The 15,915-nt window shown below is 47.4% G+C and carries 14 protein-coding genes and 1 riboswitch; of the genes, 6 read left to right on the top strand and 8 right to left on the bottom strand.

The features are described 5' to 3' along the window. Nucleotides 1-56: 56 nt before the first annotated feature. Together K0H60_RS04830 and gbpA are read right to left on the bottom strand one after the other, a co-directional pair. Nucleotides 57-1,232, bottom strand: coding sequence for an aromatic amino acid transport family protein (locus K0H60_RS04830; protein WP_220058111.1), 1,176 nt, complete (start codon nucleotides 1,230-1,232; stop codon nucleotides 57-59). 559 nt (nucleotides 1,233-1,791) lie between these two features. Then, nucleotides 1,792-3,267, bottom strand: coding sequence for an N-acetylglucosamine-binding protein GbpA (gene gbpA / locus K0H60_RS04825; protein ID WP_220057447.1), 1,476 nt, complete (start codon nucleotides 3,265-3,267; stop codon nucleotides 1,792-1,794). Between the two features lie 125 nt (nucleotides 3,268-3,392). Continuing rightward, a riboswitch (cyclic di-GMP riboswitch) is annotated at nucleotides 3,393-3,488 on the bottom strand. A gap of 400 nt (nucleotides 3,489-3,888) precedes the next feature. Between gbpA and K0H60_RS04820 the strand changes: the two genes are divergently transcribed. Next, nucleotides 3,889-4,443, top strand: coding sequence for a TMEM165/GDT1 family protein (locus tag K0H60_RS04820; RefSeq protein ID WP_088210953.1), 555 nt, complete (start codon nucleotides 3,889-3,891; stop codon nucleotides 4,441-4,443). A gap of 70 nt (nucleotides 4,444-4,513) precedes the next feature. Here K0H60_RS04820 and katB read toward each other — a convergent pair whose 3' ends face one another. The 6 genes from katB to fkpA all read right to left on the bottom strand — a co-directional run bounded on the left by katB (nucleotide 4,514) and on the right by fkpA (nucleotide 11,759). Then, on the bottom strand, nucleotides 4,514-5,974 hold the full coding sequence (gene katB / locus K0H60_RS04815; protein ID WP_220057446.1) for a catalase KatB: 1,461 nt from the start codon (nucleotides 5,972-5,974) through the stop codon (nucleotides 4,514-4,516). Nucleotides 5,975-6,320: 346 nt separating this feature from the next. Then, a complete protein-coding gene (locus K0H60_RS04810) occupies nucleotides 6,321-6,566 on the bottom strand; it encodes a YgjV family protein (RefSeq protein ID WP_011716040.1) in 246 nt (81 codons plus the stop codon). A 53-nt stretch (nucleotides 6,567-6,619) separates the two neighbouring features. Further along, a complete protein-coding gene (locus tag K0H60_RS04805) occupies nucleotides 6,620-7,057 on the bottom strand; it encodes a PaaI family thioesterase (RefSeq protein WP_011716039.1) in 438 nt (145 codons plus the stop codon). A 108-nt stretch (nucleotides 7,058-7,165) separates the two neighbouring features. Next, nucleotides 7,166-7,621, bottom strand: coding sequence for a hypothetical protein (locus tag K0H60_RS04800; protein ID WP_220057445.1), 456 nt, complete (start codon nucleotides 7,619-7,621; stop codon nucleotides 7,166-7,168). Between the two features lie 129 nt (nucleotides 7,622-7,750). Further along, nucleotides 7,751-10,363, bottom strand: a complete 2,613-nt coding sequence (gene exeM / locus K0H60_RS04795) for an extracellular exonuclease ExeM (protein ID WP_220057444.1) — start codon at nucleotides 10,361-10,363, stop codon at nucleotides 7,751-7,753. Between the two features lie 625 nt (nucleotides 10,364-10,988). Beyond that, a complete protein-coding gene (fkpA, locus tag K0H60_RS04790) occupies nucleotides 10,989-11,759 on the bottom strand; it encodes an FKBP-type peptidyl-prolyl cis-trans isomerase (RefSeq protein WP_011716036.1) in 771 nt (256 codons plus the stop codon). 154 nt (nucleotides 11,760-11,913) lie between these two features. Between fkpA and K0H60_RS04785 the strand changes: the two genes are divergently transcribed. The 5 genes from K0H60_RS04785 to lpoB all read left to right on the top strand — a co-directional run bounded on the left by K0H60_RS04785 (nucleotide 11,914) and on the right by lpoB (nucleotide 15,757). Beyond that, nucleotides 11,914-12,864 carry a WD40 repeat domain-containing protein gene (locus K0H60_RS04785; RefSeq protein ID WP_220057443.1) on the top strand — a complete coding sequence of 317 codons (951 nt, stop codon included), beginning with the start codon at nucleotides 11,914-11,916 and terminating at the stop codon, nucleotides 12,862-12,864. Nucleotides 12,865-12,873: 9 nt separating this feature from the next. Then, nucleotides 12,874-13,086: a SlyX family protein gene (locus K0H60_RS04780; protein ID WP_011716034.1), complete on the top strand. Its 213-nt coding sequence runs from the start codon at nucleotides 12,874-12,876 to the stop codon at nucleotides 13,084-13,086. A gap of 69 nt (nucleotides 13,087-13,155) precedes the next feature. After that, complete coding sequence (gene def, locus K0H60_RS04775; RefSeq protein ID WP_220057442.1) at nucleotides 13,156-13,686, top strand: peptide deformylase; 531 nt, start codon at nucleotides 13,156-13,158, stop codon at nucleotides 13,684-13,686. A gap of 9 nt (nucleotides 13,687-13,695) precedes the next feature. Then, nucleotides 13,696-15,096 (top strand): COG3014 family protein, encoded by a 1,401-nt coding sequence (locus tag K0H60_RS04770; protein WP_220057441.1) that lies wholly within the window; start codon nucleotides 13,696-13,698, stop codon nucleotides 15,094-15,096. A gap of 67 nt (nucleotides 15,097-15,163) precedes the next feature. Next, nucleotides 15,164-15,757, top strand: coding sequence for a penicillin-binding protein activator LpoB (gene lpoB, locus K0H60_RS04765; protein WP_200862652.1), 594 nt, complete (start codon nucleotides 15,164-15,166; stop codon nucleotides 15,755-15,757). Nucleotides 15,758-15,915 lie beyond the last annotated feature (158 nt).

Raw genomic sequence — 15,915 nt, 5'->3', positions numbered from 1 at the left:
TTCATCATAATTTATCGGTTTAACTCTGCCGTATCAGCGCGTTAAACAACCTTAAGTTACAGCGCGACAAATAGCTGAGCGCCGATAATCACCGCGCCTAGCAGACCCGCGATCCCGAGGGCAAATGTCCCGCCGGACACTTGGTATCCCTGCGGCATGGCTTGGCGCTGACGCAGTGCCATCACGATCGGCAGGAAGATAATCATCACCACCAGCGGCACGGCGGCAAACCCTAATACGGCAACAAAACCTTCGGGGACATAGAGCGCACATAACAGCGGCGGCACAAAGGTTAACAGCCAAGTTTGGGCGCGGCCGAGGAAGGTCTTCTTCGCGCGGGTCAGTTCGGCCACAAAATCATACAGACTTAAGGTTACCCCGAGGAAAGAGGTGATTAAGGCTAAATCCGCAAACAGCGAAATACATTTGCTGATCCAAGGTGTGTGGGCAATCTCTTGTAATGCACTGATAAGCGCAGGTAAAGAGCCGTTAAAGCTACTGACTTCGGTGCCACCGACTGTGCCTAAGGTCACCAATAACCAGAAGATATAACAAGCGAGTGGAATGGTTGAACCGATTAGCAATACTTTGCGCAGCGACACAGCATCGCCATCTAAATAACGCACTAAGGTCGCGATACACACGTGGAAACCGAAGGAAGTAAACACCACAGGAATCGCCGCCATCCAACTGCTGGTCATGGACTCGGCCACCGCACTGGTTGCCATACTCGAGATGCTGACTTCGGGTAATAAAAACAGCACAACCACAATTAGCAATAAAATCATCAGCGAAAACAAGAAGCGCGAGGCTTTATCGACCCAAGCCACCCCTAAGGCCGCAAATCCACCCAGCACTAAGGTAAACAGCACCACAGCCAGTTGGTTGTCTAACACTAGGTCGAACATATTTTTGGCTTTAAGTACTAACAGCGATGAGCCGCCCGTCAAATACGCCGCCGTTAAAGCAAAGAGTAAGCTGAGAAAGGAAGCGCCTTGCACCATTTGGCCTTTCTTGCCGAGGAGTTTGCCCGTGATGGCGTGGACGTTATCACCGACGCCAGAGCGCAGGTTAATCTCAAGCATTAACAATGAGGTATAGGCTGACAAGCCCCAAATCACCACCATTAGCAAAATGGCTGGCACCATGCCTAAGGCGGCCGTGGCTAAGGGTAAGGCTAACATTCCCGCGCCAATGGCGGTCCCCGCGACAATGGCTATCGAGCCTAACATTTTTGAATTCACACAATTATCCTATTCAAGTATTAATTATTATTTTTTAAGGTTTTTTGAGTAGATTTGAAGGATAAAGCCTTGCGCACTCTGTGATTAAGCCAACAGCAATCTCAAACGAAAAGCGTCACTAAACTTAAAGCATCCAATCCGATCTCAAAGAGCAGATCAATTGGCCCCAATAGCTTTTGAATATTTCAACCCAGTCGCCATTGAGGCTAACTAAATCGTTTGAAGAAAAGTGACATTAATTTCAACCGTGATTGCCTTAGCAAAGCAGCGACATCGCGCGTAATAGAAGATAGCTAGGGACATTAACAGAGCCTATCCCAGCGGGCAAGCCAGTTATAGACAAAGATGACGCCGCCTTGGCTATCCGATGGGGAAATATGAGTAAAAGATAAAAAATCGAGGCGGATCTGTTATCAAAACAATAAACCCTGCAAACCTGTGGCATTGCAGGGTTTATCAATGAGTTTAGCGATTCGCTCAGAGGATACGGGATTACGCTAACGCGGATTAACACGGCTCACAATCCCCTTATTCCCCTGTTAACGGGTTACAGCTCAGTCCAGGCCATAGCCCAAGAGCCGCCGACACCCGGTTCAAACCCAGTTGCCGTTGGCGACCATTGCATGCAATAACCACTGTAAGGCCAAGGTTTACATTGATAGACCTTGCCAGTTTTAGGTTGCAGCACTTTAGTACCCGCCACATAGTTTTTAATGCCCTCGGGGAAGACAAAGTCGGCATCCGGGGCTGTGGCTTGATCTTTTAAGAACAGATCGAAGTTTTGCTGGATAACCTCACCTTGCTTTGGCTCGCCCTTCACCTGTAAGTGATAATGGCCCGCCTTTGGCGCGACGACATCCAGCACTAAACTCTCGCTAGTATTATTGACCGCTTGCGTGACATATCCTACTGCCGTGCCATCGTGGCTAAACAGGTAAGCCGAGACCTGCATATCGGTATTAGTGCTAACATCGAAACTGACCTTTGCGGCACCATCGACAATGGGGTAATCATCGGCGAGTGACGTGACATCGAGCTGATTGCCCGGCGCAGGCGCAATATCAAAGCTCACTTCCACTCGCTCTAGACCCGAATTGGGCGCGGCATAAATCTCATTTTTACCGTAAACGGGCGAGATCACCCCAGAGGCATTCTTCTGCCCCGCCTTAAGTTGTGGCTGCTGGGCGTTAATCGCGCTGGCTAACAGGAATGGCCAATTTTGCTTGGCGCCTTGGGTGGCATCGGCAATGGTTATCTGGGTTTGCTTGGCAGTTTGCTCACCATTCGCATCAAACACCCGCGTCATCACCTTATCACCCGCCTTAAGATCGAGTGACGGATTGATATCACCAATGTCGGTCCACTCGCCCGGCACCACGGCGCCAGAGCTAAAGTTCACATCGATGGCATTGTAGAAACTGTTGGTAGTGTCCCCCACTTCCCACACGGCCAAAATGACGTGATAACCGGTTCTATCTTCAGGCACATAACAGTTATGCGTCACTAACTTAGGCGGCTGCACCATGCCACCATCGACCACACAGAAGGGCGCTAAGTCAAAACTTGCACGGCTCAACGCTTGGTTTTGATCCCACCCTTGGCGGGTTAAATAGTAACGCCAATTGCGGGTCACATGGTTAGCGGTGAACTGCCAGCTAAAGTCATTCCAACCCGACTTAATGTCATGCTTAGACCAACGACTTGGGCTCTGTTCATCCAAGGGAGAAAACGCCGCGTTGGCTGCGCTGGCAATTTTGCCGTCGGCAGGGCCTGACTCAGGAAAACCTGATGGACCTTCAACACTTTGCGGTTCCCACTGAACGGCGCCGCAGTTTAAATTGCTGCCAGTTTTACAGGCGTATGAGCGTGACTCTGGTGAAACCACATAACCGTGGGCCGACGCCGTTTGGCTAACTAGCGCACTCGTGGCGCTTAAAGCTAAGGCTATTAGGCTTAAGCGAGCCAGTTGCGGACGTTTGAGTTTAGCGTTTGTAATGGATGAAAAAGCAGTTTGATGTTCCACTTTAATGTACTCCGTAGGGTGCCTTTCTCGACGAGATTGGCATAGGTATAAAAGTGGTATTTAGGCAAAACAGCATTAAGCAAAGCCGTTTATTTTTCAAAGAATTGAAAGCATTAAATCAATTCAGAGGCAACCCCGCTATCTTAGTTACAACATCCCTTTACAACTTTAGACCGGAGGCTTTGCGTCCTAATTTTTCAATTAGTTTGCCAAATACGGTGGCTCTCCATTCAAGTTAACAATATGTAACTTAAATTGAGACAGGGTTAACCTAACAATAAAAGACAACGTTGTCAAAAATTAAAATGTTACAATTCAACACATTACAAAACGCTGAGCGGTATTTTATTGGCGTCTGTCATATTATTTGCGCTTAAGCTTAATGACTTTACCCTTGAAACAGACTCTTACTTGGGTATAATGCCCTCCTCGCTTCGGGGGAGTAGCTAACTGGATTTCGAGCCATCGATATTCAGGGTGAACATCAACATACTTGGCCGCATGCCATGGTGTTTACAGCAAATCATCGATTTGTCCTGCAAGACCTGAGCACAGTAACCGCACCTAGGGGTGGACGGTCTATTGTGCTTATGTCAAAAACCACCCCTAAAAGGATCACACTTGGAAGCGTTACTCGCCTCAACCTTTACGGTTGCCATCGCCGAGATTGGCGATAAAACTCAACTGCTTGCCCTATTACTCGCTGCAAGATTTAAAAATAAAACCGCGATTATCTTGGGTATTTTACTCTCAACCCTGTTTAACCATTTTGCCGCCGCTTGGCTTGGCCAATGGGCTATTAACTGGGTAAGCCCAGATGTAGCACGCTACTTGGTTGCCGCTTCCTTCTTTGCAATTGCGCTATGGGTGTTAATCCCCGATAAAGTGGACGCCGAAGAAAGCCGTTTCTATAAGATGGGACCTTTTATCGCGACCTTTATTCTGTTCTTTATTGCCGAAATGGGCGACAAAACCCAGATCGCGACTGTCGTGTTAGCCGCTAAATACGATGCCTTAGCCATGGTGGTTGCAGGTACCACTTTGGGTATGTTGCTGGCGAACGTCCCAGTGGTTATTGCAGGGCATTTTAGTGCCGAAAAACTACCAATGAAGTGGATCCACAGGGGCTGCGCGATTTTATTCGCCCTGTTAGGTGTCGCAACGCTAGTGCTTTAACCAATTGATTAAATTTAGATAAACAAAAAGGCCAGTGATAACACTGGCCCTTTTTATGGGTTAATTAAGTTTATAACCCGAGTGCAGTTTGGATCCGTTGACCGTAATCCGCATCGGCCTTGTGGAAATGTGCCAGCATACGTTGCTGTACATCCAAACTTGCCTGACGCAGTGAGCCTGAAATCGTTTCCACTAAGCGCGCTTTCTCTGCTTCGCTAAAGATGCGATACAGATTACCCGCTTGCGTGTAATCATCCTGATTGTAACGGCTGTAACGCGCCGCTTCGCCATCTAAACGCAGTGGTGGCTCGGCAAAGCTTGCTGGTTCCACTAAAGCCCCCGCAGTGCTGTTTGGACCATAGTTGGCCGCGGCATCACCACCAGTTTGGCTACCGTGGTACGGGCATTGCGTTCCCGCCATGGCACCCGCACGTTGATGATGGTTGGCTTTAGTCGCATGTGGGCAGTTTACTGGTAACTGGTTGTAGTTCGCCCCAATACGGTAACGCTGCGCATCGGCATAGGCGAATAAACGTGCCTGTAACATCTTATCGGGCGATGCGCCTACACCTGGTACTAAGTTGCTCGGTGCTAATGCCACTTGCTCAACTTCGGCAAAGTAGTTTTGCGGTAAACGATTCAGCTCTAACACACCAATCTCAATTAACGGGTAATCGCCATGTGGCCACACCTTAGTTAAATCGAATGGGTTGATATGGTAAGTGTTGGCGTCGCTCTCAGGCATAACCTGTACGTTCACCGTCCAACGAGGGAAGTTGCCATCGGTCACTGCCACCACCATATCGCGCTGGGATGAGTCAGGGTCGATACCCTTTAACTTATCGGCTTGCTCATTAGTTAAGTTCACCACGCCTTGCTGCGATTTGAAGTGGAACTTCACCCAGAAACGCTCACCTTTAGCATTCCAGAACGAGAAAGTATGTGAACCATAACCATGCATTTGGCGGTAGTTTGCCGGAATACCACGGTCAGACATCAGAATCGTCACTTGGTGCATGGCTTCAGGGTTTAATGACCAGAAGTCCCACATAGCTTGTGGATCTTTCAAATTCGTCAATGGGTTACGTTTTTGGGTATGGATAAAGTCTGGAAACTTAATCCCATCACGCAGGAAGAAAGTAGGCGTGTTGTTACCCACTATGTCGTGATTACCACGAGCAGTATAAAAGCGCAGACCAAAACCACGGGGGTCGCGTTCGGCATCGGCAGAGCCCATTTCACCGCCTACGGTAGAGAAGCGCACGAAGGTTTCAGTTTGCTTACCAACACCGTTAAAATGGTCGGCAATGGTGTATTCGCTTAAGTCTTTAGTCAGGGTGAAAGTACCGTATACGCCAGTGCCTTTGGCATGCACAACACGCTCTGGAATACGCTCACGGTTAAAGTGGGCAAGCTTTTCAATTAAATGCCAATCTTGCAGTAGTAATGGACCACGCTCGCCCGCTGACAATGAGTTTTGATCGTCAGCAATTGGAGAACCGCTTTGGCTTGTTAAATACTGTTGACTCATACCTTGCTCCTCATTCTTGATTGGTGTTAACCCAAGATTCAATTAAATCGTAAATTGTGGCCATGGCTTATCTCCTTGGCGGGGCGACGTTTTGTCGATGGAGTTAGAATAGACAAAGATACAGATTCAATAAAGCGATTAATATAGATTCAAACAATCTGCATTTCAGATTAACGAAGAGTGCTTAGATCATTCAGGGAGTAAAGTTCACTCCCCGTATGCGATGAAATAGCCAGCGACAGAATAAAGAGTATGCCAGCCGTAACGCAAACCGACTTGGCAAAAATGAGAACTCGAGCTTAAGACAAACTTAAAAAATACTTCAATTGATTCAAAGTGCTACATATTACTCATTGACAGAGGCCGCCTGTTCGCGATAGATGACGACCAAATAATAGGCATCGATTATTACGATAAAAAAGTTAACCGCCGCCACCGGGTAAGCTTGTATCGCTACCCCATAGGCAACGAATAATGCCGACCCCAGCAAGTTCCACCAGCGTAACTTTTTGATGTTAGACATCATCAAAGAGATGGCCACCACCACAGACGCTAAATAACCAACCCATTCCCACATCATTGCACTATCCATATCACGTCCTTATTTATCGATTGATACAACTAAAACAGGTTGGTTGAGCCTTGTTAGCGTTTTACTACCGCCGCCGTCATCCGTGAAATACAGGTCAACTCCCCTGCACTATTATGGATTAAGATTTCCCACACCGAACTGCGTTTTCCCAAATGAACCGGTTTAGCCGTCGCGGTCAGTACGCCATTACGCGAAGCGCGTAAATGGTTGGCGTTAATCTCTTGTCCAACACAATAATATTGCTCGAAATCCACCGCAAAGTTTGCGGCATAGCTGGCAACCGTTTCGGCCAGCGCCACGTTAGCACCGCCATGAACTATGCCTAAGGGATTATGTACCGCGGGCGTGGCAGGCATAGTCGCCTTCATATAGTCATCGCCAATCTCGCTGATCTCAATCCCGAGAGTCTGCATCAAGGTGCCTTTGCCCCCCATACCAGCATCTAAACGGGCACAATCCTCTAAGGTGACAGGTCTAAACCAAATACTCATTTCAACATCCTAGTAAAGAAAACCAGCTAGCAGTTTACTAAGAAGTGACTGAAGTTCAACACATACGCATTGGCTTAATCAGTATAAGACGGCAAGGAGTCGCTACGCCTAAGTTAACCAATGCTTTGTGACAGCCAAACGACTAAACCAGACTAAAAACAGCCCCCACAGGCTCACCACACTCGGCATCATAAGGGCATCGCTGCCTAATACCGCTGCCGCCTGCTGAATCCCAAAGACATAGCCCATCTGCACCAATACGGCGACCAGGGACGCGAGCAACACTTTATAAGAAAAGGCTTTTTTAACGAGTAACAACAGACAACCAATAACGCCAGAAACCACCGCAAAACCAAACACAAAGTCGAGCCAGGCGGGTGTCGATTCATAGAGTTTTATCTGATCTGGGCTCATCTGCGCCATAGCCTCAGGCGTCATGGTCATTTGAATAACAAATGCCAATAAACCCATGATGTTCCATAACAAACTGATGAGTGCGACAAAATAAAACCACAGTGGCGCTTTCGCCACTTCAATTGAATGGTAGGAGCCTGTCACTGCCATCTTCTCTTCTCCGTTTGACTAACCTTCTCGGCATTTCGCCCGATTCAAGCCATAAAAAAGGGATGGTAAAACCATCCCTTAGCTCTGAGTTTAGCTCACAAACTTAGCCGTGAGCGTGCAAACTCTCGATTAACGGCGACGGCGTTGCAGGCCGAATAGGGATAGTAAGGCTAAACCTAAGTATCCTAATGCACCACCATCATCCTTTGGCTTTGGCTCAGGTTTTGGTGGCTCAACCGGCGCTGGGTAGCTTAATGCCACGATCACAGGGTCATGGTCAGAGGCTGAGAAAGCATTCTCAGATTTGGCCAGTTCGCCAGAGAATTTTTTGCCGTATTCGAACAGGTTAGATTCAACCGAGTTGATATGCCAATCTTCGATATCCACTAAACGCTTGGCAAGACTGGTGTTTGCTAAGGCATGGTCGAGGTTACCTAACTCACCGTTGTAGCTGTATGAGTAAGTACCAGCGCCATGGGCCTTGGTATTGAGGTTGATTAGGCCATAGCCCTTCTCAATCTTGCTACCTTGGCGCTCAAACACTTTGCCATCAAGAGTAGTCCAAGAGGCAGTCATGATATCGCGCTCAGACTTGCTCGCATCGTAATCGGTCAATACGCGGATAGGATCTTCCATGCCGTAGGCGTTCATATCGCCAATCACCAGCAGATCGCCCTTAACGTCTTTTAAGGCTTCGCCGAGCACTTTAGCCGCCGATACACGGAAGGCGTTACACTTGCCCTGCTGATCGGCAGGATCGACTGACTCTTCGAAGTTGACCCAATCTTCTAAACAGCCTGAACCTTTAGATTTCAGATGGTTAACAACAACGGTTAAGTTTTCATCATGGATCTTAAAGGTTTGCGCTAAGCTGTGACGTTGGTAAGCATCGTTACCTGGATTAGTCTCAGTCTTGCCGTCTTTAGTGCGAGTCACACTGCCAGCTGTCGCGTGTTGCTCAGGGGTGTCGATCGCGCGAGCCGCACCCGCTAGGCTCACTTTACCCGCGCGGTAAAGCATACCCACAGTGATGGCATCGCTACCGAAGTACTTACCGTCGTATTTATCTTCATCGGTGATTTCAACGAAGCTGTAAGCATTGTCAGCGGTTTGCTTCTCGTTTAAGGCATCGACTAAGTTCTTAATCGCGCTCTTTTCACCAAAGCCGTTGTTAGCGATTTCCATTAAACCGACGATATCGGCGTTCATGGCGGTAATCGCGCTGACGATTTTCGCGCGTTGCAGCAGCATTTCTTCTTCGGTTAATGCGCCGCGGTTACTGCCCGATGGGTTAGTATCACCACCGACCACATCGTTAAAGAAGTTCAGCACGTTAAAGCTAGCAACACGGATATCGCCCTTAGTGGCCACACTTGGCGCGTCGGTTCTATCGTCACCGCGGATAAAGTCGCCAGCGGTAATAGTATTGGTTGCCACTAAACGGTAGGCGCCGTAGCTGTAACCAATCACCCCTTCAAGGTTAGTCAGTTGGTCACCCACACGGATATAACCAGTTTCGACGTTAAAGTCAGGGAAGTAAGGGATAACACCGTCGGCTGGCTTGTAGTCAGATTCGATAAACAGCTGATTTTCAAGGTTAGATTTAACTAACGCCGTCGCTTCTGGTGACAATGCTGGATAGAGCTGAGTCGGCTTCATCAACGGCGCCTTGTAAGACACCAACATGTTATTACGACGGCCCGCATAATCGTAACTGAAGGTACGGCTGATCTTCAGATCGCTACCCGCATCCAGTTTCACGTTCATGCCTTCGTAGCGCTCTAATGCTTGCGCTAAGGTTTCGCCATCAGCCACGTAGAATGGTGTTGCAGCAGGGACTTCGCCCTTAGCACCCACTTCAAATTTCTTATCGGCTTTAATATCGATTTGGGTTAGGCCGAAGTATTCCTTCACCTTACCCTGAACGCAGACTTCAACCCCTGGTTGAATCGCTTCAGGTGGATTCTCACCTAAAAACACGAACACACCGTCGGAGGTGTATGGCGAGTTATCGCCTTTCACTTCTTGGAGGTAGAAGCCTTTAAATAAGCTCTCACCACGGGCGGTCACTACGCCGCGAACCGTCACTTCGGTTTCAGACTCGAATGCGCCTTCAGGTACATAAGGGCTGGATTCACCCGCACCTTGGACTTGATAAATAGGGACGATTTTCGCGCCGCTGCAGCTAAAGACGGGGGTTTCAGGCTCAGTCGCCGCTTCTAGCGAACCTAAACCGGTGAAAGTGTCCTTAGGTAATTGTTCCCACTGGGCAGGATTAAAAACAGTGTTGGCGACTAATGAATCGAGTTTACGCTGCAGGGTGACATCGAGGCCCCATCCTGTCGGCGTGGGCACATCACCGATAATATCGACTACGGCACCATCTTTAACTAAGGCAACCGCATCACCACCGTTAAAACTTAACGTGCCCGAAAAACTATCGACACCTTGAGGCAGGGTAATGACTGCGCTTGAGTTTAAAATCACTTTTGTGGATTTTGGCGCAATACTTTGTCCATCTAATGCTTGCATATCTAAAGCATCAGTGGCGCCATCTTTATAACGAACGAGTTTATAACCCGCCAGATCAATTGCCGTATCACCGCTGTTATACAATTCGATAGCTTTGTTGTTCGAGCTACCTTCAACATATTCAGTGATCATCACATCAGCGCTTGCCATCATTGGCAAAGCTGCGGCCACAGCTAAAGAAATAGCCGTTAACTTATTAACATTATCCATATTATCAACCCCATTATTATAATATCGCCGCTAATTTTTATTAACGTGCGGGCGGATTATTCCAGAGTTGAAAAGCTAAAAAAAGAGGGGAAGATCCCACTATGCATTCATAAGATATTGATAGAAATGAAATTTTACAACTCAAACTGTCCTATATACAGAACAGTGATATAACACAAAAGTATTAAGCGGTAAGAAAACAATAAGTAAGATAAAGACATCACAGTGATATATCAGAGTAAAAACGAGCAAATAACAATCAAAAAATAAATGTGATATTTTGATGATATTTTTAAGAATGCCACACCGAATAAAATAGGCGTTTTCGATAATTTAAATTATGGCAATTAATTTAAAACTTAATTATTTGATCATTATTTTGAAATATTATTCGTCGTCAAAAGAATACGCCTTTATCCTCTTTTAAACGCTAACTCTATTTAAAAAGCCTAGCCCTTGGTCGTTTGCGAGATGATGTAAAACGGTTAAACAAGTTGCCCCATGGTTTTATTTGTATCGCTTACAGCACTGCTTAGTCATTTCGAATGCAAAAAAATACCGCCCTAGGTGGGCGGTATTCTATGAGTGCAAAACTTAACCCGAGTTAAGTTGTTGTCACAGCAAATTACTTTTTAGCAGGCTCTGCAGCAGGAGCCGCTTGTGCTTTCTCAATTGATTTCAGTTCAACTTCAAAAATCAGGGTTGAGTTTGGTGGAATAGTACCAGTATCACGGTCACCGTAAGCTAAGTTTGCAGGGATCACAAACTTGTACTTAGCACCCACAGGCATTAACTGTACGCCTTCGGTCCAGCCTGGAATAACGCGGTTTAATGGGAACTTAGCCGTTTGACCACGCTTGTATGAGCTATCAAACTCAGTGCCGTCAAGCAGAGTACCCACGTAATCCACTTCTACAGTGTCTTCAGCCGCTGGCTTGTCACCAGAACCTGGTGTTAACACTTCGTATTGCAGGCCCGATTCAGTGGTTACTACGCCAGGCTTAGCTTTGTTTTCCTCGAGGAACTTTTTACCGTCCTCGATGTTTTTCGCTGCAATGGCTTTAGCTTGTTCTGTGCGTTTGTCGTTTAACTTTTTGTCTAAACCTTGAAGAATGGTTTGCATTTCTTCTTCGGTTAATTTCAGTTGATCATTCAGACCGTTAGTAAAACCAGTCACGATCAGCGCACGGTCAACTGGCAGGCCTAATTCTTCTTGCTCTTTGATATGGCCAGACATATAACGACCGATTGAAGCGCCAACACTGTAGGCTTCTTTTTGTGCTTCAGTCGTTAATTCAACATTTGTGCTTGCATTTGTTGCTTTTTCTTCTTGATTACAAGCAGATAGGCCAATAACAGCCAATGCAACTAACGATAATTTATAAATCGATTTCATTAAAGCTTCCTCAGCATCCTCAAGCGGTTACAATAACCTAAGCGCGACAACTGTATACTAGTTATCTGGGTTATACCAACTAGATTCTGTTATGTGTTAACTGTGATTAATCTCACTCTACCGGACTAGAGACACCAACTTTAGGAGCAAGTTCATGAAGAAAACCCTACTGCTGGTATTTTGCACACTTTTTTTAGCGGCCTGTCAGCCCAAAGCCGATGATATTCGAGTGCTTTCACAGGAACCTTCATACAGCGCGAGCCTCTCTAGCGACGGCAATATCGCCATTGTCGCCACCCAAAGCCAAGGTGTGCAATGTTGGGACCTACCCACCCACAGTCTCAAGTACCAATGGGTGCATGGCGACCTCAACACTGGCGTCACGGCCACCGCCATTTCCGCTAACGGCGAGTTCGCCGCCTCGTTAAGCCGCGATTCAGTTGCCCTATGGACAATAGCCGACGGCAAATCCCGCGGATGGTGGTCGCTGCCCACCTCGGGTGAGAGTGTAGCGGTAGCTAACAATGGCGCCTTACTGATCGGTTTGAACGATGGCAGTGTGATGTCGCTCAATGCGGCCAAAACGGCATTGATTAAATTTTTAGGCCATAAGGAAAGGGTCAATACCGTCGCGCTTTCCGCCGATGGCCGTATTGCCCTCTCAGGCTCCAATGATATGCAGGCTATCCTGTGGCAGGCGCAAACGGGGCAGCCTATCCACACTTGGGATATAGGTAGCCGAGTAACTAAGGTGGCACTCAACGACAGCGGCACTTTAAGCTTTACCAATGGCAGTACCAATGAGGCGAAGATTTGGGACAACACCAATGGTAAGCTGTTAAATCAATTAGAGATTAAACGTCGGCAAATGACCTTCTCGGCGGTACGTTTCGCCAAGCAAGACACTCAGTTGCTCACTGGTACGCCCGCGCGCGAAGTCATACTCTGGCAACGCCAAACGGGTAAACCTATTGCTAAGTGGCAAATTGCGCTGACTAAAAACAGCCAAAACCGAGGAGCCGTTGTATACTCTGTGGCAATTCGAGATACCAATAAAGTGGTTAGTATCAGTAGCCAAGGCCTAGTTGAGACTTGGCAGGAGTAGAGGTTAGTCATGCAAGGCGTACAAGAACAGATTGAAGAGCTGCAAATGAAATTGGCTTTTCAAGAGCTCACGGTCGAAGAGTTAAACCAAGAGGTCATTAAGCTGAACCAGCTCATCGCCAATCAGCAACATCAAATTCAGTTATTGATTGGTAAGTTAAAGGCGATGGAACCCAGCAATATTGCGACCCAAGCCGAAGAAACGCCACCGCCCCATTATTAATGTGATAACGGATAATGGGTAACAAAATCCGTTAACGACACTATGGCCACTAAATATCCAGGGAATGCGATGTTTAAAGATGAGATGTTACAAGCGCCCAGTCAGCCACTACCAATCGCTTTGGTGGGTGAAGCCATATTAAAAGAGCACGCCATTGAAGTTCGCGACTTCGATACGGCCTTGAGTCAATTAGCAGAGCAGATGGCGCAGAGCATGGTGGCCGCCAAAGGCGTTGGTATTGCCGCACCGCAAGTGCACAGCCCGCTAGCACTGTTTATCATGGCATCTCGGCCGAACGAGCGTTATCCCGATGCGCCGCTAATGGACCCTGTCGTGGTCGTCAATCCACAGATCTTGTCTGCCTCTGCGGAATTAGTTAGCGGTGAAGAAGGCTGCTTATCGGTTCCCGGTCAAAGGTTTAGCATTTGGCGCCACCAGACGATTGTCGTGCGCTATCAAGATCTTGCAGGACACTGGCAACAGACTGAGTTAACAGGTTTTATCGCTCGTATTTTCCAACATGAGTTTGATCATCTACAAGGGATCACTTTGCTTGAACGCTCTCAAATGCCAGAACAAAAACTAATGGCAAGAAGGTAAACCACAGGCATGAAAACCACCTTCATATACTCTTTTATTAAACCCACACTTAGCACGCTAATGCTCGCCGCCATCTTAGGCTCGAGCGGCTGTGCCTATAACAGTATTTTTATTAATTATCCGGCACAAATTGCACCGATAAAACAACAGCTCAATACCGCAACGCCCATGTCGGATATCGACAAATTAGCCAGCAATATCCAAGGTAATGATGGCCTACTCTACGCCCAAGAAGCAGGACGTGTGGCGCAGGTGGCCGGCGATTTTGCCAGCAGCCGTAAGTACTATCAGCAAGCGGTTGAGGCCTATACAGCCTTCGATGACAAAGCCAAGATCAGCGCCAGCGACATAGGTGCAACGGCCACCAGTTTAGTATTAAACGATAATGCCATTCCCTATCGTGGCCCAGGCTACGAGCGCATTATGCTGCACCAATATCAAGCCTTGAATTACCTGTTCAGCGGTGACTATCAAGGCGCATTAGTGGAGGTTCGCCGCAGTAACGAGCTGCAAGGCTCTGAGCAGGAGCGTTATCAAAAGTCACAAAAATCCGTACAGGCCATGGCCAATGGCACCATAGATGCCGAAGTGAATAAGCTAGGCCAAGCCGCTGGCACAGTGACCAGCTCCTTCCTCAATGCCTACAGCTACTACACTACGGGTCTGTTGCATGAAGTATTAGGCGAGCCAAACGATGCCTTTATCGACTACCGTAAAGCGGCGCAAATCACTCCAGATAACACTTATCTGCAACAGGATTTAGTTCGTCTTGCCAAGCAACTCGGCATGCCGCAATACGATGAGTTTAAAAGGCGCTGGGGCGATGCCAAGCTTCCCAAGGCGGGTGAAGGCCAAGTTATTCTCATGGTCGAAAAGGGCTTTGTACCTGAAAAACAAGCGCTCACAGTGCCCTTCACTATCCATGGCAATTGGCAAACCGTCTCTTTGGCAACCTATGGACCGAACAATAGTTTTGTTGCCGAGGCTCAAGTGCAAGGCTTAGGCACAGTGCTGAAAACCGAGCCCATCGCCAATATCGATGCCCTAGCGATTAACGCGCTCAAGGAAGATTTGCCCGGCACCTTGGTTCGCCAAGTCGCGCGGGTATATGCCAAATCGGAAATGGCTTATCAGGTCGAAAAAAGCGGTAAGCCCGGCAATAATGCTGCCGATATTGGCAGTATCGCGATGCAGATTTTTAACGTCGTTACCGAACAGGCGGACCGCCGCAGTTGGTTGACCCTGCCGAAACAAGCACAAATTGGCAGACGTTACCTCAATCCGGGGGAATACACGCTGCAGTTAGACAAGGCACCACCGGCCAAAATTGACGTTGCCGCAGGCAAGACCACCTTGGTCTGGGCAATTGATACTGGTAATTACACCCGAATTTATTCAATAATCATTTAACCTAGCGGTGAATGTTTGAATAAAACGAGTGTCATTAAGTTTTTACAATCACAAAATGGAACTGACTATGAAACAATTTAAACTGATTTTTGTGCTGGCTGCCGTAATGGGTCTGGCTGCATGTCAATCGAAAGTCGAGTATGGCGATGCCACAGAAGTGGAAACCGTTAACGCAAACTTTGGCTCAACGGATCTGCAAGCCATCGCCGCTAAGATGGTCGATAGCATGATGACTTTCCCACCTATCGTAGCGATGACAGCGAACAACCGCCCAATTTTGTTTGTCGATAGCATCAAAAACAAAACCTCTGAGCATATCGATACTGAATCAGTGACCGACTCTATCAGTAACAAGTTACTGCGCTCTGGCAAGTTCCGTTTTATCGATATGACAAAAGTCGATTCAGTTCGTAAGCAACTGGATTACCAAAACAATACTGGTATGGTTGACCCATCAACCGCCATCAAGTTTGGCCGTCAAATCGGTGCCCAGTACATGCTGTATGGCAACCTGTCTAGCATCGTTAAGCAAGATGGCAGCACTAAAGACGTTTACTACAAGATGACTATGCGTCTGATGGACTTAGAAACAGGCCTTATCGAATGGTCTGACGAAAAAGAAATCCGTAAGACAAAGTCTAAGTCTTTCTTAGGTATGTAATCTCGCTCAGCCCCATGGGCTAAAGCCGAAATACTCAAAAAAAGCCAGCATTTTCGCTGGCTTTTTTTTACATTTTTAACATTGGTTATCCATGCTAAATAAGGTAGTGTACTCGGCCAAAATACCTAGCATGGGCGTCGCTTTTGAACGGGATAAGT

Origin of the sequence: Shewanella mangrovisoli (assembly GCF_019457635.1) — a bacterium.
GTDB lineage: Bacteria > Pseudomonadota > Gammaproteobacteria > Enterobacterales > Shewanellaceae > Shewanella > Shewanella mangrovisoli.
This window is presented reverse-complemented; position numbering and strand designations above follow the sequence as displayed.